Genomic DNA, 18174 nt, shown 5'->3' on the forward strand with positions numbered 1-18174 from the left:
CGCACGCAGCCTAACGACCCGCCGCCCCCGCGGCCGGAGCCGGGACCAGGCCGTCGGCGACCAGCCCGGCGAGGACCGCCTCACCCAGGGCGTGCACCGCGGACTGGGGCCGGACCATCACCGTGAACTCCCTGATCCGGCCGTCCTCGGCGTAGTGGACCAGGTCGATGCCGTGGATCGCCTTGCCGTTCACCGTCGCCCGGAAGAGCAGGACCTCCGACGGGGACACGGTGCCGTCGACGCTCGTCTCGGCGCTGCCCTCGTACCGGCCTACGTAACGGAAGTCCTCGAAGGTGCGCAGCAGCACCCCGAAGAGGGCCAGCACCATCGGCCGGCCCTCGAACGGGGTGAACTTCACGGGGCTGTACAGGCGCACGTCCTCCGTGAACAGGTCCTCCAGTGCGGCGAGGTCCCGGCTCTCCACGGCGGCGCGGAAACGGTCGGCTGCGTTCACGGCTTCTCCCTGAGGATCTGCTACTCACGAATATGATTAGTCAGTTTCTTGAGTATCATGCGAGAGGCGTCCGTGCACAGGGGCGGCGCCGGAAACAGGGGCGAGAGGGAGGCGATCCGATGGCTTTGCGCCACGCCGTACTGGCGGCGCTGCTGGACGAGGAGCTGAGCGGGTACCAGCTGGCGAAGGCCTTCGACCTCGGCGTCGCGAACTTCTGGCACGCCCTCCCGCAGCAGCTCTACGCCGAGCTGACCCGGCTGGAGAAGGACGGGATGATCACGGGCCGGGAGGTGGTCCAGGACACCCGGCCCAACAAGCGCCTGTTCACCGTCACGGCGGCCGGCCTCGCGGAACTGGAGCGGTTCACCGCCTCCGCCGCCAAGCCCTCCTCCATCCGCGACGACCTCATCGTGAAGGTCCAGGCCGCCGACCACGTGGACCCCGCGACGCTCATCGCGCAGCTCACGGAGCGCGCCGCCTTCGCGCAGGCCAAGGTCGACCTGTTCGGCGGTCTGCTGGACAAGATGCGGGGCGACCGGTCCGAGGAGGACTTCCTGCGGTACGGCGAGGGCATCGGCCCGTACCTGACCTGCCTGCGCGGCCTCGCCTTCGAGCGGGGCAACCGCGACTGGTGCGAGCGGACGATCGCCGTTCTGCGGGAGCGGGAGGCGGCTCGTGCAACCCGCTGACCGCGCCGACCGCGCGGAGCCCACGGACCCCATTGAGCCCAATGGCCTCACTGAGCCCACTGACCCCACTGAGCCCGCCGGGCACGCGTACCTGAGGTACGTGGCCCTCGGCGACAGTCAGACCGAGGGGCTCGGGGACGGGGACGACGCCACCGGCCTGCGGGGCCTGGCCGACCGGCTCGCCGAGCACCTCGCGCTCCACAGCCCCGGTCTGGCGTACGCCAACCTGGCCGTCCGGGGCCGGCTCGCCGGCCAGGTCCGCGCCGAGCAGCTCGCGCCCGCCCTCGCCCTGAAGCCCGACCTGGCCACCGTCGTCGCCGGGGTCAACGACGTGCTGCGGCCGCGATTCGACGCGGACGAGGTCGCGGGCCACCTGGAGGCGATGTTCGCCGCGCTCACCGCCCGGGGGACGCGCGTCATGACGCTGACCTTTCCGGACCTCGGCCGGATCACTCCGCTCGCCCGCCCCCTCGCCCCGCGCCTGAGCGCCCTCAACGACCGGATCCGGGCCGCCGGGGACCGGCACGGGGTGGTCGTCGTCGAGACGGGGCACCATCCGGTGGTCACCGACCCGCGGCTGTGGAGCGCGGACCGGCTGCACGCGAGCCCGCTCGGCCACGAGCGGATCGCCGCCTCGCTCGCGTACGCCCTCGGACTGCCGGGCAGCGACGACTCGTGGACGCACCCGCTGCCCCCGGACGGGGCTCCCCGTCCCACCCTCGCCGCCGAACTGCGCTGGGCCGCCGCGTTCCTGGGCCCCTGGCTGGGGCGGCGCCTGCGCGGCCGCTCCTCGGGCGACGCCCGCACGGCGAAGCGCCCGGAGCTCCTTCCGGTGCGGCCGGCCTGCACGTGGAGGGCGTGATGCCTGGTCAGGTGACTGCGGTGAGCCGTAACGAGGGGTACTCGTTCAGCAAGTCCAATCGCGATTCCATCAGGTTGCTCACGGGGCTCGGAGTGGAAGGAGACGTTCACGCAGGTGAGACGATCCGCCACCAGTTCCGCATGACCTACGAGCCGCACCTGCCCAACCTGCGCCAGGTCCACCTGATGCACGAGGAACTCTTCGACGAACTCGCGCTCAAGGGCTTCAGGGTCTCTGCGGGCCAGCTCGGCGAAAACATCACCACGCGCGGGATGGACCTGTTGGGCCTGCCCACCGGCGCCCTGCTCCATCTCGGGGAGCAGGCGGTGCTCGAGGTGACCGGACTGCGCAACCCGTGCTCGAAGATCAACGACTTCCGCAAGGGACTGCTTGGTGAGGTCTTCGCCATGGACCCCTTGTCCGGCGAGTTCACGTTCAAGTGCGGCGTCATGGCTGTGGTCCGCCGTGGAGGGACCGTCCGCCCCGACGATTCCATCCAGGTCGAGCCCCCGCCACGCCCTCACCGCCCGCTGGAACGAGTCTAGGTTCTTGCATCGCTCGACCGCGTTGCGCTGCTCGTACGCCTCGGCGTCGAAGGACGGCGGCCGGCCGCCGGCACTGCCTCGCCGCAGACGGTGGCCGATCTGGTCGGACGGCTGGGGGACGACAGCGCGGATTCCACGACGTCAACAGACCAACCGACCAAAGAGACACGCTCTAGCGCGGGGTGCTGTCGTCGGCCTGGAACGGGCCTCCGTGGCCGGGCACGATCAGGTCCGCCGCGGCCAGGACGCGCAGCCGGGAGGCGCGGTGCACCTCGCGGTCCGGGGCCACGGGGTCGTCGGCGGGGCCGTCGGCGTGCCACCAGAGGTCGCCGGCGAACGCCACGACGCCCGTCTCGGTGCCGGCGAGCAGGGTGATGTCCTCGGCGCTGTGGCCGGGGGTGCGGATCAGGCGCAGGGACGGGGTGAGTTCGTAACCCTCGGCGTCGCGGTTCGTCCACTGGTCGCCCCGGTACTCCACCTTGTGGTCGTGCACCCGGGCACGGCCGAAGAGGCCCGCGTTCATGGTGTTGTCGGGGTGGTGGTGGCTGAGGACGACGTCGGTGATGTCCTCGGGGCCGAGGCCGAGTTCGGCGAGCGGGACGAGGATGTCCTCGTGGCGGGCCACCATGCCCGGGTCGAAGATCACGTGCCGTCCCGCGTCGTGGACGTAGGACACGGTCGCGGCGACCCCGGGGCCGGTGGAGCCCACGTAACCGGTGGTCAGGACCTTGTATGCGGCGCTGCGGCCGCGCGGTGCGTCTGTCATGGCCCCAATCCTTGCGGGAGCGGCGGGTGTTCACGAGTGGCACTCCTGCCGGTGATCGCAGGATTCGTGCCAACCGTGTGCCAGACTCCGCCCGTGCCCCCTTTCAAGACCGTCGCCGCGTACCTGCCCTCCGGCGTCGGCATGCTCGCCGTCGGCATCGTCACCGAGGTCTTCGGCCCCCACGGGGCGGCGCTGCCCGGCTTCGAGTTCGCCCTGTGCGCCGACCGGCCCGGGCCGGTGGCCACGGACTGCGGGGTGCCGCTGTCCGTCGCCCACGGCCTGGACCGCCTCGCCGGGGCCGACCTGCTGCTCGTCCTGCCCGGCACGGATTTCCGTACTCCGCCCGCTCCCGCGGTACTTGACGCGCTCAGGGCCGCGCACGGACGCGGAGCCGTCGTCGCGGCCCACTGCGTGGGCACGTTCGCGCTCGCCGCCGCCGGACTCCTCGACGGCCGGCGGGCGACCACGCACTGGCGGTTCGCCGATCTCCTCGCCGGCCGCCACCCGCGGGTCACCGTGGAGCCCGACGCCCTCTACATCGACGAAGGCGGCATCGTCACGGGCGCGGGAGCGGCGGCGGGCTTCGACCTGTGCCTGCACCTGCTGCGGCGGGAACACGGCGCGGCACGGGCCAACGGCATCGCCCGGGACATGGTGCTGCCCTCCCACCGCGACGGCGGGCAGGCCCAGTACCTCGCCGCGCCCGTCCCCGACAACGGACAGGACGAGAGGCTCGGCGCGGTCCTCGACTGGGCCCGCGCCCACCTCCACGAGCCGCTGCCCGTCACGGAGCTGGCCCGCCGCGCGATGATGAGCAGACGCTCCTTCGCCCGCCGCTTCACCGCCGCGACCGGCACCACCCCGCACGCCTGGCTGCGGAGCCTGCGCCTGAGCAGAGCGGAGGAACTCCTGGAGACCACCGGCCTGCCCGTGGAGGAGATCGCCCGGCAGGTCGGCTACGGAAGCGCCGCGGTACTGCGCGAACAGTTCGTGCGCCGCCGCGGAGTCCCGCCCCGCGCCTACCGCAGCGCCTTCACCCGCACCCCGTAGGAGCCGCAGCGGACGCGCCCCACCCGCAGGGGCCCGGGGGACGCAGTACGGCCCTCCCGGCGAGCCGGGAGGGCCGTACTGCGTCCGCCGTCGGGGTCAGTCGAGCTGGGTGATCGTCGGGAGGTCGGCGGTGGCGGCCGCGTTGGACGGCGGGAGGGCCACCGGGTAGAGGCGGACGTCGCTCACCGCGCCGTTCGCGTACTCGCCGTACGGTCCGCCGCCGATGCGGCGGCCGATCTGCACCGGGCCCGCCGCGTTCCAGTGGGTGCCCGTGTACGGGCCGGTCGCCGAGAGCTGCCCGTCGACGTACAGGCTCATCTGGTCGGTGGACGCGTCGAAGACGCCGACCAGGTGGGTCCAGCGGCCCACCTGCGCCGATTCCCCGTACACGGCGGAGTAGCCGGAGCTCGGGGCCTCGTGGTGCATCCCGAACGCCCACACCTTCTTGCCGGCCGAGTAGTACAGCTGCAGGTTGTTGGTCTTCTCACCGGCATCCGACTGGGATACGAAGGTCGAGTTGGCGCTCAGGGAACCCAGCTTGACCCAGGCGGAGACCGAGTAGCTGCCGGACGAGTCGACGGCGGGGCCGGTGGAGGCTGCGTAGCCGGTGGTGCCGGACAGGTTCAGGACCCGCCCGCGAGCGGCGTCCGTGGTCCAGGTGTAGGCGCCGGCCAGGGTCGCGTCGAGTGTGCCCGGACCGTCGGCCACCGCGGTGCCCGTGCCCTCGTCCAGCCGCCATGCGTGCGTGGCCGAGCTGCCGACCGCGCCCAGCGAGGCGGGAGCTGCGAAGGCCGCGAGTCCGGCCGCCGGGGCGCTGCCGGGGTACTCGATCAGCTGGCCGCCGGCGTCGACGGCGTACAGCTCGGGGTTGCCGTCGGGGCCGCCCGCGGCGCTGTTCAGGTCACCGGGGGACATGACCGCCGGGTACTCGGCCTTCGTCAGGAGCGGTGCGAGCGGACCGGCCGGGGCGATCTGCCAGCCGGTCTTGGCGCCCGTGGTCCAGTCCTGGTTCGTCCCGCCGTTGCAGGTGTAGATCATCAGCTGGGTGCCCTGGGTGGTGTCTCCGCGGGGATCGTCCAGGCACATGCCGGAGTTCGGGTTCACCAGACTGCCGTTGGCCCCGAGCGTCCACTTCTGCGCCGGCGAGCCGTTGCACGTCCACAGCTGGACGATGGTCCCGGTGGCGACACCGCCGCCGGACACGTCGAGGCAGTGGCCCACGGCGCGAATGCTGCCGTCGGCCAGCAGCGTCCACTGCTGCGCCGGCGTGTCGTTGCAGCCCCACACCTGGACCCTGGTGCCGTCGGCGGTGTGCGCGTGGTCCACGTCGAGGCACAGCTTGCCGCCGCCGGTGACGGGCACCGCGGACGGCAGGGTGCTGTGCACGGGAGAGTGCAGCAGGGCCGGCACGAGCGTGTTCGCGTCGACGGTGACGGGGAAGCTGTAGACGGTGCCCGTGGCGTCGTCGCGGGCCCACAGCGCCGGGGCGCCTCCCGTGACCGTGCCCTTGCCTGAGCCGTCCACCGCGAGGGTGCCGCCGACGGCGCCGGGGCCCATCAGGGTCAGGCCGGACCAGTCGCCGTCACCGAGCAGCAGCGGGTGCTTGAAGTGGCCGCCGCCGTCGGTCTGGTAGATCCACAGCTTCTTGTTCTCGACGGTGACCACCGCCGGGAAGTTGTTGGTGTTGCCGTAGAGGTTGCCCGGGGTCACCAGCTGGTCCACCGACCAGGTGGAGGCGTCGTACCCGGCGGTGCGGCAGCGGGAGTCGTCGGCCACGCGGGTCGCGGACTCGCAGGGGTCCTTCGGCACGACGTCGAAGCGCCGGCCGGTGAAGCCGGCGTACGTGGAGTACGGCACGCGCGGGAAGGCGGTGTCGGAGGACGGGTCGAGGTCGTTCTTGACGATGTAGAGGTTGTGGGTCTGCTTGTTGTAGGCGAAGAGGTCGTCCACGTCGGAGCCGTGCAGGTTGCCGCGGTGGGCGATGAGGTAGTTGTCCCAGCCCGTGCCGTCGGGGGAGTGGGCGGCGGTCGCGACGGTCACCGGGCCGGTGACGGGCGGGGCGGGGTCGGTGCGGGGGCCGGTCTGTGCGGGCTTGACGGGCTGGGCGGCGTCGGTGTTGCCGGGGATCAGGTTGAGGTCGCCGGTGCGCGTGGTGGCGAGCAGGTCGGATATGCCGTCGCCGGTGATGTCGCCCGGCGTGATCTTCGTGTCCGGGTTCCACGGCACGGCGTACGTGTAACTGACCGGCGCCTGGGAGAGGTTGCCGGCCCGGTCCACGGCGGCGACGTACAGGGTGTGGACACCCCACGTGGTCACGGGGACGGTGAGCTTCGCGCTCGCCCGGCCCGCGCCGTCGGTGGCCACGACCGGGACCGAGGTTCCCGCCTGGGCCGTGGGCCGGCTGTCGAGCCGCCACACGAAGTGGTCGACGCCGCTGGAGAGGCAGGGGCCGGGGGTGCAGGTGGCGGCGGGCGCGGGATCGCCCGCGACCACGTCGAAGGAGGTGGTGCGGCCCGGTCCCGCGTAGACGACGGGGTTGCCGCTGCCGCCGCCGACGTGCGGGAAGGAGGCGTTCGCGCCGATGTCGGGGGTCCGGGGCGGGCTGAAGTCCGTACGGAACCAGCAGTGCTCGGAGACCGGAGAGGTCAGAGCGGCGGACGCGTTGTCCTTGGCGTAGGCGTTCCAGCCGTACTCGTGGCCGTCCTTGAGCGCGATCCCGACCGGGACGGCCGCGTCCTGGCCGGAGGCGACGTACGGGCTGGACGGCGTGGCGATCGTGGTCGGGTTGCCGTTGGTGAGTGTGGAGCGGTCCCAGAACTCGTAGACCGCGCTCGCCAGTTCACCGGAAACGTTGGTCCGGACGGTCGAGTGCAGCTGGAGGCTGCTGCCCGCCTCGGAGTACGAGGCGGCGCCGACCCAGCCGAGCCCCGTGACGGTGCACGGGCCGGAGGCGCCGACGGCGGACGGGGTGGTGTGGAGGTCGGACGGCGCGTCCGGGGCGATGTCGAAGGTGGTCACCAGGGTGATCACGGTCGAGACGCGCAGGTAGTTGTCGTTGCCGGAGGACAGCGACTCGTCGCCGAACAGGCCGACGGTCCAGGTGCCGATGCCGTTCTGGGCGATCTTCTGGGCCTGGCCTGTCACCGTGAAGCTGGCGGTGCTGTTGCTGCAACTGCTGTTGGAGTTCGCGCCGCTGGGCACCGAGGTGCTCACCGCCGCGTACCCGTTGTCGACGCCCGGCTGGCTGTTCCAGGTGGTTCCGGAGCCGATCGCGCCCGTGGTGCGCAGGGTGATCGGCTGGTTCTTCGAGCAGCTCCAGCTCGCGGCGTAGGTGGTCGGGATCGTGATCAGGGCGTTCGACACCACCATCCGCGGTGAGAGCCCACTGGTGTCGATGGCGTAGTACGAGCGCTCCAGGCCGGTGCCGCAGGCGCCGCCCCAGCGCTGATAGCCCACGCCCTCGCCGCTGGACTGCGGCTTGTCGTACTGAGGGCTGCCGGAGCACGAGCCGCTGGAGTACACCTCGTCGAAGTGGCCCGACTTGCTCGACACGGGGTTGGTGTACGGGTCGATGTAGACCGGGTAGACGACGTCGGGGCCGGTGAGGGCCGATCCGTCGGGGCGCAGCGTGAGCGCGTCCGCCGTCGCGGTCATCGGCACCCCGTCGACGTGCGCGCCGCCGCCCGGTCCGTCGACGGAGGAGGCGGCGGGCGCTCCGGGCCGCTGCTCGGGGGTGACGGCCGGGGTGGCCGCGGCGGCGGCAGGCTTGGTCAGGACGGACTTGGCCTGTGGCGTTCCCGCGGCTTCGGTGGCCGAGTCCCACATGAGCGGGCGCGGTGAGACGTAGTCGAGCGTGCCGTTCGCGGTCGTGGCGGTCATCCCACCGGACGCGGTCGGGCTGACCTTGAGTCCGTCGGCGGCGGTCGCGAGCCGCAGCTCCCGGACGCGGGGGTCGGCGGCCGCTGCCGCGTCGTGGACGATCAGGATGTCGCTGAAGCCGCCCTGATCGGTGACGGACACCGAGAGGTCGACGCCCGGCAGTACCGATCGGTACAGCGCGGTGTCGCCGGAGACCTCGGGGGCCGGCAGCGCGAACGGCATGGTCAGTTCGAGCTTGCCGCCGTCCTCGTGGGCCAGCCGGACGGCGGCGCCCGTACCGCCACCCGAGAGGGCCACCCCGTTCGGGCTGGCGGCGGGGGACCAGGTGCCGTCCGCGTTCTTGTGCAGCGTCGCGTCGACGGGGGTCCAGGAGCCGCCCTTGCGGACGCGGACGGGCTTGAGGTGGGTGGTGGAGGTGAAGGAGCCGTCCGGGTTCGCCACGGTGTCGGAGGTCTGGGTGGTGAGCGAGGCCACGGGGACGGCCGCGTGCTTCGCCGCGGCCTCCCGCTGGGCGGCGAGCATGCTGCCGGCGGGGGCCGGGGCAGTGGTTCCGTTCGCTGCGAGGGCCGGTGCCGCCGGCGAGCAGAGGGCGAGAACGGAAATTCCCACAAGCATTTTTCGAGACAGCGTCGCCCGTCTGAGTCTGCTCGTATCACGGACTCTTCGGTCAACCATCAGTCATTTTCCTTACAAGAGAGCACCGGGTGGAATCCTTGATTCCCCCATGTTTGACCGTCGTGTTGGGACGGTGCGCAGGTGCGAGGGCGTGATGACTTGTCGGATTTGCGGAATGTTTGTCCTGCATAAATGGTATGCAAATCGCCTGCACGGATGGCTGGTTCACTTCGAACTCACTGGCGAGTCACGGTATTGATTAAGCCTCATTGCCATCAATAGCCTCCGGACGATCACACGACTGGTGTGGTCGCGATTCGGCGGCCGCGTCCATCCGGCCGCCTCTGTGGGGGGATGCACGTGGCACGACGGCGTCGCGGGTTCGCGACCGTCAGATTCCGGATCTGGCACGGCAGACGCGGCGTGGGCATGGCGGTCGTCGCCGCCCTGGCGCTGCTGCTGCCGGTCGCCTTCACCCAGGGACTCGACCTGGGGATGCTCGGAGCAGGAAGGACCGACTGGCAGGACCGCGGCGGCCAAGCCGGGAACTACCGCTTCGACGGCAAGGTGTGGAAGCCGCAGAAGACACCCGCCACCGCGGGGGTGGCGGGTCACAAGCTGACCGCGGGCAAGCCGGCGGGACGGCCCGAGGGGTTCAAGCCCCTGGGCGGCTACCAGGCGGCCGCGCCGGTGTGGCCCAAGGCGGGCAAGACCTCCGTGCGGCTCGTGAAGGCGGCGGCCGCCGACACGGCGGACAGGACCGAACCCATCGGCAAGCCGGTCAAGGCGGGCTCGCTGCCCGTCTGGATCGCCCCCGTGCACCCCGCCACCGCAGGCGCACAGAGCGCGTCGGCGCCCGGCGCCGCCGTGCAGGTGGAGGTGGCCTCGCACGAGCAGGCCCTCAAGGCCGGCGCCAACGGCATGCTGCTCTCCGTCGCCCGGGACGGTGCGGCCGGCACGGCCGGTGCCGACGCCCCGGCGCAGGTCCGGGTCGTCGTCGACTACGCCGCGCTCGCCAAGGCCTACGGCGGCGGCTACGGCTCCCGCCTGCAGCTGGTACGGATGCCGGCCTGCGCGCTGACGACCCCGCAGCGAGCCGAGTGCCGCACACAGACCCCGATCGAGTTCGAGAACCGCGCCACGGCCGACCAGCTCACCGCGACCGTGGCGCTCGCCGCTGCCGCCCCCGCGGCCAAGTCCGCGGGCACCGACGGCTCCGCCCTCGGTGCCCGCTTCACCGCGGCGACGTACGCCTCCGTCTCCACGACGAGCGCGGCCGCGACCGCCGAGCCCACCACCCTCGCGGTGACCTCGGGCAGCGGCGGTTCACAGGGCGACTACTCCGCGACCTCGCTGAACCCCTCGGGCAGCTGGCAGGCCAGCGGAACGGGCGCCTTCACCTACTCCTACCCGATCAGCGTCCCGGCGGGCCTCGGCGGCAACGCCCCCTCGGTCGGCCTGGCCTACGACTCCCAGGCCGTGGACGGCGAGACCTCCGCGCGCAACTCCCAGTCCACCTGGATCGGTGACGGCTGGAGCTACGACCCCGGCTTCGTCGAGCGCACGTACCGCGGGTGCGCCACCCTGCGGGACTCCGGCGGGGACAAGCTCCTCAAGGGCTCCGGAGACATGTGCTGGGGCGGCGCGAACGCCCAGATCTCCTTCGGCCCGCACTCCGGCGTGCTCGTGCCCGTCACGAAGGACCCGAACGTGCCCGGCCTGCTGCGCCAGTGGCAGCTGCGCGGCGACGACGGGACGATCGTCCAGGAACTGTCCGGCGCGTCCAACGGCCTGCAGGACGGCACCTACTTCCGCGTCCTGACCACCGACGGCAGTGCCGCCTACTTCGGTTCCACCCACGCCCCGGCCGGCGTCGGCACGGCCGGGGTGCCGCAGGCGGGAACCCCCACCGACGCGAGCTCCAACTCGGCCTGGGGCCTTCCGGTCCTCCACCCCGAGTCGGCTGACCCCTGCCACGACTCGGCCAAGGGCAAGGCCTCCCGCTGCGCCAAACCCGAAGGCTGGCGCTGGAACCTCGACTTCGTCGTCTCGCCGAACGGGCTCGTCCAGCGCTACGACTACACCACCGAGACGAACTACTACAGCCTGGGCGGCGGCCAGGCGGCCGACGGGAAGTTCGGCGCGCTCACCCCGTACACCCGCGGCGGCGCCCTCGCCTCGATCTCGTACGGGTACACGCTCACGGACGCGCTCGCCCAGCGGACCCCCTCCGCCCAGGTGGTCTTCGACTCGAAGCAGCGCTGCCAGACGACGAGCACCTTCACCGACTGCTCCGCCGGGAACCTCAAGGACGAGAACGCCTCCCACTGGCCGGACACCCCGTGGGACCTGCACTGCGACGCCACGGACAAGACCACCATCCCCGACGGTGCCACCACCGTCCCCAAGGACGTCTGCGTCATCGCCGGCCCGACCTTCTGGTCGACGACGCGCCTGGACGGCATCACCACGCAGGTCCACGTCAAGGACTCCAAGACGGACAAGCTGGTACCGGTCGACTCCTACCGGCTCGCCCACGTCTTCTCGGACGCGGGCGGCACCGTCGACCCGGTCACCGGCACCTCCGTGGACCCGGCCCACTCGGGCTTCCTCCAGGCGGTGATGTGGCTCCAGACGGTGCAGCACACCGGCAAGGACACGTACGACAACGGCAACAGCGACATCACCCTGAACAAGGTGGCGTTCACGGGCACCGAGATCGACAACCGCGTCAATGACGTGATGCCCTCGGCCCCTCCGCTGTACCACCCGCGCATGTCCGCCATCCAGACCGAGACCGGCGAGTCGATCGCCGTGGACTACAACCAGGCGCCCTGCGGGGGCAAGACGCTCGACTTCGCGGCCGCCGACTCCAACACCGAGTCCTGCTACCCCGTGTACTGGAACGTCCCGGGAGCCTCGAAGCCGACCGCGGACTGGTTCAACAAGATCACCGTGCGGACGGTGACCACGTCCGACCTGACGATCGCCTCCGCCTACAAGCCCGACGGCAAGGCGGCCCCGTCCGGTTCGGGCTCGCGCGTCTCCACCTACGCGTACGCGGGAGCCGCCTGGCACCGCGACGACTCGTCGTCCACCGACGACCAGTACCGCACCTGGAACCAGTTCCGCGGCTTCCGTACGGTCACCGTCCAGACCGGCCGGGCCCCCGAGCCCGTCACCCAGGCGGTGTCCACCTACCTCCAGGGCATGGACGGGGACTACAAGGCCGACGGCAGCCGCCGATCGGTGACCGTCGACGCCAAGGCCGGCGGCGCCGTCGTGCAGACGGTCACGGACTCCGACCACATGGCCGGCACGGAGCTGCAGAAGGACGTCTATTCGGCGGCGGGCGGAACCGTCGTCGCCACCAACATCAGCGCCCCCTTCACCTACACCACCACGGCGACCAGCCCGCAGTCCCCGTGGAGCAACTGGGAGAAGACCGAGCACCCCGGCGAGACCAAGCCCGCACTGTCCACCCTGCCCGCGCTGACCTCGTACCGGATGCAGAGCACACAGAGCAACGGATACGAGCGGCTCGCCGACGGGACCTGGCGGCACACCCGCACCGACACGGGCTACGACGCCCAGGGCCGGGTCTCCACACAGAACGCGCACGGCGATGTGAGCGACCCCGCGCAGGAGCGCTGCGTGACGACCGCGTACGCCAACGCGCCGCCGGGCAACCCGCAGATGACCTCGTACCCGAGCCAGATCACGTCGGTCAGCGGTCCCTGCGCGGCCGCCACCCCGGCGAACCTGCTCTCGGACCGGAAGGTCTACTACACGGGCGACGGAACCCTCACCGGCCTCGGGGCCTTCGGCACGCTCTCGGCGACCGCCGGGGCCACCGGTGTCCAGATCGCCACCGGATTCACCGGCAGCACCGAGAACTGGCAGACCACCGCTGCCATGAAGTACGACGGCATCGGCCGCATCACCGACGCGCTCGACGCGACCGGCCAGAACACCCACACCGACTTCACGCCGGCGTGGAGCAACGCCGGCAACAACACCAACCCGACCACGGTCAAGACCACCAACAGCCACGACTGGGTGGTCTCGTCCACCCACTCCCCGTTGAGGGGCCTGGCCACGCAGAACGTCGATGCGAACGGCCGCAAGACCGACATCACCTACGACGCGCTCGGCCGCCGCACCGCTGTGTGGCTGCCCGGCCGCGACAAGAGCGCGGGCAAGAGCGCCGACCGCACCTTCTCGTACTCGATCAACGCGGGCGCCGTCGCGGCCCCGGGCGACACGGTCACCCAGCCGGGGGCACCCACCGCGGTCACCACGAAGACGCTGCGCGAGGACGGGAGCTATTCCGTCAGCGTCGCGATCTACGACGGGATGCTCCAGCCGCGCCAGACCCAGAGCACTCCGCAGGGCGACAGCGACACCGGGCGCATCGTCGCCGACACCTTCTACGACTCGCACGGCTGGGCCGTCACCTCGTACGCCCCGTACTTCGACCCGGGCGCCTCGCCGTCCGGCAGCCTGTTCGCGGCGAACGAGAGCGCGGTCCCGTCGGAGTCCTCCACCGCCTACGACGGCCAGGGCCGGTCGGTCAGATCGACGCTCTGGCACCAGGCGGTCGAGCAGTGGCACAGCTCCACCGGCTACCCCGGCGCGGACGAGACGGACACCACCGCACCGGCGGGCGGGAGCACCACCGCGGCCTTCCGCAACGCTCTCGGCCAGACCGTCCGCACGGTGGTGAAGAACACCGATGCCACGGTGACACTGCACGGAGGGGACGTCATACCCTCCGGCACCTCGCTCGCGTCCAACAGCGTGCGACTCACGATGCAGGCCGACGGCAACCTGGTCCTGACCGCCCTCGCCACCGGCAAGCAGATCTGGGCGAGCGGCACCTCCGGCAACCCGGGCGCGTACGCCAAGTTCGGTACCGACGGCAACCTCGCGGTGTACACCACCTCGAACGTCTCCCAGTGGACCACCGGCCTCGCCGCGTCCACCGGATCCACGTTCCGGGTGCGGGCCGACTCCACGGTCGTCGTGGTCGCGAGCGACAACAGCACCGTGCGGTGGAAGCAGGGGACCGCGGGCGCCGTCGCGGCGGCCGGCTCCACGACCAGCTACACGTACACCCGGGCCGGGCAGGTCGCCACGGTCAAGGACAACGCGGGCAACACCTGGTCTTCCTCCTACAACCTGCTGGGCCAGATGGTCTCGCAGACCGACCCCAACACCGGCACCGCCACGTTCGACAAGTACGACCTGGCGGGCAACGTGCTCCAGGCCACGGACAACCGCGGCCAGACCCTGTCCTACACGTACGACTGGAACAACCGCCGGACCGGCGAGTACAGCGGCCCCTGGGCCGCCACCGCAGACCCGGCCAAACAGCAGTCCAGCTGGTCGTACGACACCCTCGCGAAGGGGTACCTGACCTCCTCGACGCGATACGTCGGGGGCGCGGCCGGCAAGGCCTACACCCAGGCGGTCACCGGGTACAACACGGCCTACCAGCCGCTCGGCGCGAGCGTCACCATCCCGGCATCGGAAGGCTTCGCGGCGCCGGGCCAGTCCTCCGCTCCCGCCGGCGGAACGGTCACCTACCAGACGACCGCCGACTACACGCCCAACACCGGCCTGCTGTCGACCACGCACTACCAGGCCGACGGCAACCTGCCGGCCGAGGACGTGGACTTCGGGTACACCCGGCAGGGCAGTCTGTCCGCCTTCGGCGGGTACATCTCCGCGGCCAACACACCCGCCTACCTCTCGGCGGCCGTGCACGACGAGTTCGGCCGGGTGAAGCAGGCGAACTACGGGCCCAGCGGCAGGCAGCTGGCGACCTTTGCCCAGTTCGACGGCACGACCGGGCGCACCACGCAGACCAGCAGCATGGTGCAGACCACGGGGACCGCGCTCGACGTGGTCAACTACCGGTACAACCAGGCCGGCGAGATCACCGCGATCGACGACCTGCAGAACAACAGCGTGCACGACACGCAGTGCTTCACCTACGACTCCTTCCAGCGCCTGACCCAGGCCTGGACGGACACCGCCGGGATCACCGCCCCGACGGCCGCACCCGTCGGCGCGGTGGGCGGATGCGTCACCGGCCGGGTCCAGACCACGAGTTCGGGCCAGATCAAGACGACCACGGTCGGCGGCCCGGCCCCGTACTGGCAGACGTACACCTTCGACCAGCTCGGCGACCGCACCGGCATGGTCAACCACGACACGGGCGGCAACGCCCTCGTCGACACCACCCAGTCCATCGCCTACCCCGGCACGGACGGCACCGTCACCGCGAACCTGCCCAACCAGGCCGGCACCACGACAGGAGGCAACGCGGCCAACGGCACGGCCACGTGGACCAACACGTACACGGACCCGGCGTACGGCAACAAGAACGCCGGCAACACCATGAGCCGAAAGGTCACCACGACCGGCCCGCTCACCACCGGCTTCGCCCTGGCCGGAGGCGGCAGGCTCTGCGTCGAAACCGCCGGCGGCGCCGCCACCGCGGGGACCAAGGTCCAGGTCGGCACCTGCAACGGCACCAGCGCGGCGCAGAACTGGACGATCGGCACCGACGGCACCGTCAAGGCGCTCGGCATGTGCCTCGACACGGTCTCCAACGCGACGGGCGCGGGCACCCTCGTGGTGATCGACACCTGTGGCGCGGACGCCAGTCAGAAGTGGAAGTCGACCGCCACCGGCACGCTCGTCAACGCCGCGAACAGTGCGGTCTGCCTGACCGACCCCGGCGCGAGCGCGAGCGCCGGCACCCAACTGACCCTCGCCACCTGTGGCGGCGCGGGCCAGACGTGGACGACGGCGCCGACCGGCGCGGTCCCCGCGGGTCAGACCCAGACGTTCACCTACGACCCCGAGGGCGCGACGGCAACCGTCACCACCGGGTCGGGGACGACGACCACCAGCAGCAAGTACCTGTACGACGCCGATGGTCAGCTGCTCATCCAGACCGGCGCGGTGGGCGGTACGGACAAGACCCGCGTCCTGTACCTGTTCGGCGGCGCCGAGCAGATCACCCTGAACGTGGCCGCCAAGACCTGGACGGCCCTGCGCCACTACACGGGTCCCGACGGCACGACGGTCACCCGCACCAGCTCCGGCGCCGTGACCTACCAGATCGGCAACGCCCAGGGGACGGCGACGGTTTCGGTGGACGCGGGGAGCCTCACCGCCACCCGCCGTTCCTATGATCCGTACGGAAACGCGCGGGGCCAGAAGCCCGGCTCATGGGTGTCCCCGGACGAGAACCGCGGCTTCCTCAACCAGCCGCTGGACACGGGCACGGGTCTCAACCTGCTGGGCGCCCGCAACTACGAGGCGACGACGGGCCGTTTCCTCAGCCCGGACCCCGTCTTCCAGGCCGGCGACCCCAACCAGATGGGCGGATACACCTACGCCGCCGACAACCCGGCCAGCGGCAGCGACGCCAGTGGGCTCGACAACTGGTACACGGACCCGTCGCTGAACAAGTGCGTCATCGACTGCCAGGGAACCACCACCACCACGACGACCACCGTGGTCACCACGACGACCACGTCGAGCGGCGGCGGGAAGGGGGGCGACTGCCGCGGTTGGTGGGGCTGCACGAAGCACTACATCGAGAAGGCCGTACCGATCGTCGTCGTGGCCGTCGTCGTCCTGGTGATCGAGGTCGCCGTCGTCTCCTGCACCGTCGAGTCCCTCGGACTCCTCGGTCCGGAATGCTTCGGCGCCTCCACCACGGCCCTCGTGACCAGCTGCGCCGCCATCATGGGCGACTGTGGTCCGGGGCCCCTGGGCGAAAGCTTCTCGGAGACGGCCCGAGAGGACTCCTCACGGGGCGCCAAGCCCTCCGGGGAAGCCGCTCCCACGGGCCCGAAGGGCGCGGGACCGGAGGCCGGCGCGGCCAGGGAGGCGACGCACGACGCGGCCGGAGGCAACGCGGCGGCCCCGAAGAGGGCCACCACCCAGGACGCGGCGGAATCCGCGGCGGCTTCCTCGGCGCACGCGGAGGAGCCGGTCACCGGAAACTCGGGAACGACGTGCAGTTTCTCGCCGGACACACCGGTCCTGATGGAGGGCGGCCGTAGCAAGCCGATCGCCGAGATCACCACGGGCGACTCGGTGGAGGCGGCCGACCCCGACAGCGGGCAGGACTCCGGTCAGCGCACGGTGGTCGCCACCTGGGCCCATGACGACGGCGACCTGATCGATCTCGGCGTCGAAGTCTCCCCCGGGGACGTGGCGACCCTTCACACCACCTCGGAACACCCCTTCTGGGACACGACCACCCGTACGTGGGTTCCGGCCGAGGCCCTGGTCCCCGGCCACGAGCTCACCACCCCGGACGGCCATCCGGTCCGGGTGGTCGAGGTCCGGCGGACCCCGGGCGAGGCGATCCGCTACAACCTGACGGTCGACGGCCTCCACACGTTCTACGTGCTGGCGGGCTCGACCCCCGTCCTGGTGCACAACACCTGTGACGGCCCGCTCGTACTGGGAGTGGGCAGCCATTCCAACGGCCTCGCCGCGGATCCGAAGATCGGCGGCTACACGCACAACGACCCGGCTTTGCAGGAGGTGATCGGCCAGGTGAAGGGTGCTCCCTACACCAAGTGGATGGCGAACGTGGACCGTGACCTGTCGGAGAACCCCAGAGTGGCCATCACGGTCGACGAGTTCGACGGAATGAAGGACGGCACCGCCCAGGAAGTGCAGAACGCATTCGTGCTGGCCTACAAGGCGGGTGCCGGCGGGGATTGGTATGCCACCCAGTGGGAGATGTGCCGGGTCGGCTATCATGCGAGACTTGGAAATCTCGAATGGTCCAATATCAGGTGGTTCTTCAGAGGTGAAGAGATAACCGGCGTGAAGGAACCGACTTGGTCCTTGGACCCCTCGAAGGTTGGATATCCCGGCAATGAGTGAGCTCTACCGGTCGGACCGCACGTTCAAGGTCTGGGCCTACACGGTCAGCCACACCCGCCTGCTGTTGCGCAGCACGATCCAGAACGACGGCGAGAACCGCATCGACGTCTTCTTCGGCGGCGTGGACCGCATGCTGCTCCAGCCGGTCTACGAGGGTCTGACCATCGCCGAGGCGAGCGCGGAGGACCTTCGGGCCTACGAGCGGCGTTACGGCCCGCTCGGTCGGAGCCTGCACTTGTATCGGCTCGGCGACGATCGCGACGGCTTCGTGGTCGCCGGAGTGGTCCAGTGGCACGAGGACCTCGGCAACAGCAGAACCCCTTCCTACTTCGGCCATTTCGTCGGAGCGTAGGGAAGCGGACATGAAAGGGGCGGTGACCGGAAATCCG

The 18174-nt window shown here is 71.1% G+C and carries 9 protein-coding genes and 1 pseudogene; 6 read left to right on the forward strand and 4 right to left on the reverse strand.

Features of this window, described 5'->3' with window-relative positions; genetic code table 11:
• Window positions 1–10 precede the first annotated feature (10 nt).
• Entirely contained in the window at window positions 11–454 is a 444-nt protein-coding gene (locus ACFYXV_RS11325) for a nuclear transport factor 2 family protein (protein ID WP_383495083.1), read from the reverse strand.
• 119 nt (window positions 455–573) lie between these two features.
• Between ACFYXV_RS11325 and ACFYXV_RS11330 the strand changes: the two genes are divergently transcribed.
• The 3 genes from ACFYXV_RS11330 to ACFYXV_RS11340 all read left to right on the forward strand — a co-directional run bounded on the left by ACFYXV_RS11330 (window position 574) and on the right by ACFYXV_RS11340 (window position 2550).
• Window positions 574–1143 carry a PadR family transcriptional regulator gene (locus ACFYXV_RS11330; RefSeq protein WP_385473266.1) on the forward strand — a complete coding sequence of 190 codons (570 nt, stop codon included), beginning with the start codon at window positions 574–576 and terminating at the stop codon, window positions 1141–1143.
• A 91-nt stretch (window positions 1144–1234) separates the two neighbouring features.
• Window positions 1235–2005, forward strand: coding sequence for an SGNH/GDSL hydrolase family protein (locus ACFYXV_RS11335; protein WP_385473334.1), 771 nt, complete (start codon window positions 1235–1237; stop codon window positions 2003–2005).
• The gene (locus ACFYXV_RS11340) at window positions 2005–2550 is read left to right on the forward strand and encodes an MOSC domain-containing protein (protein WP_389382710.1); all 546 of its coding nucleotides are present in this window, start codon (window positions 2005–2007) and stop codon (window positions 2548–2550) included. Before ACFYXV_RS11335 ends, ACFYXV_RS11340 begins: the two co-directional genes overlap by 1 nt.
• Here the strand turns inward: ACFYXV_RS11340 and ACFYXV_RS11345 are convergent.
• Both ACFYXV_RS11345 and ACFYXV_RS11350 read right to left on the reverse strand, forming a co-directional pair.
• Window positions 2551–2691 (reverse strand): annotated as a pseudogene (locus tag ACFYXV_RS11345) (IS5/IS1182 family transposase); the annotation flags it as partial. It abuts the gene before it with no gap.
• A 31-nt stretch (window positions 2692–2722) separates the two neighbouring features.
• A complete protein-coding gene (locus ACFYXV_RS11350) occupies window positions 2723–3316 on the reverse strand; it encodes an MBL fold metallo-hydrolase (protein WP_385473269.1) in 594 nt (197 codons plus the stop codon).
• Window positions 3317–3457: 141 nt separating this feature from the next.
• Here ACFYXV_RS11350 and ACFYXV_RS11355 point away from each other — a divergent pair, with 141 nt between their 5' ends.
• On the forward strand, window positions 3458–4366 hold the full coding sequence (locus tag ACFYXV_RS11355) for a GlxA family transcriptional regulator (RefSeq protein WP_389382839.1): 909 nt from the start codon (window positions 3458–3460) through the stop codon (window positions 4364–4366).
• Window positions 4367–4462: 96 nt separating this feature from the next.
• On the opposite strand, the gene ACFYXV_RS11360 is transcribed toward ACFYXV_RS11355, so the two are convergent.
• Window positions 4463–8854 carry a ricin-type beta-trefoil lectin domain protein gene (locus tag ACFYXV_RS11360; RefSeq protein WP_389382711.1) on the reverse strand — a complete coding sequence of 1464 codons (4392 nt, stop codon included), beginning with the start codon at window positions 8852–8854 and terminating at the stop codon, window positions 4463–4465.
• 366 nt (window positions 8855–9220) lie between these two features.
• On the opposite strand from ACFYXV_RS11360, the gene ACFYXV_RS11365 reads away from it, so the two are divergent.
• Window positions 9221–17785, forward strand: a complete 8565-nt coding sequence (locus tag ACFYXV_RS11365) for a ricin-type beta-trefoil lectin domain protein (RefSeq protein ID WP_389382712.1) — start codon at window positions 9221–9223, stop codon at window positions 17783–17785.
• Complete coding sequence (locus tag ACFYXV_RS11370) at window positions 17778–18137, forward strand: hypothetical protein (protein WP_385473278.1); 360 nt, start codon at window positions 17778–17780, stop codon at window positions 18135–18137. Before ACFYXV_RS11365 ends, ACFYXV_RS11370 begins: the two co-directional genes overlap by 8 nt.
• The last annotated feature ends 37 nt before the right edge of the window (window positions 18138–18174 follow it).

Source organism: Streptomyces sp. NPDC002181, assembly GCF_042890485.1.
Taxonomy (GTDB): domain Bacteria; phylum Actinomycetota; class Actinomycetes; order Streptomycetales; family Streptomycetaceae; genus Streptomyces.

What these genes read in the sequence shown, in the direction of transcription:
- ACFYXV_RS11330 (WP_385473266.1), top strand. Translation starts at nt 574, where the DNA reads ATGGCTTTGCGCCACGCCGTACTGGCGGCGCTGCTGGACGAGGAGCTG.
- ACFYXV_RS11340 (WP_389382710.1), top strand. Translation starts at nt 2,005, where the DNA reads ATGCCTGGTCAGGTGACTGCGGTGAGCCGTAACGAGGGGTACTCGTTC.
- ACFYXV_RS11350 (WP_385473269.1), bottom strand. Translation starts at nt 3,316, where the DNA reads ATGACAGACGCACCGCGCGGCCGCAGCGCCGCATACAAGGTCCTGACC.
- ACFYXV_RS11355 (WP_389382839.1), top strand. Translation starts at nt 3,458, where the DNA reads ATGCTCGCCGTCGGCATCGTCACCGAGGTCTTCGGCCCCCACGGGGCG.
- ACFYXV_RS11370 (WP_385473278.1), top strand. Translation starts at nt 17,778, where the DNA reads ATGAGTGAGCTCTACCGGTCGGACCGCACGTTCAAGGTCTGGGCCTAC.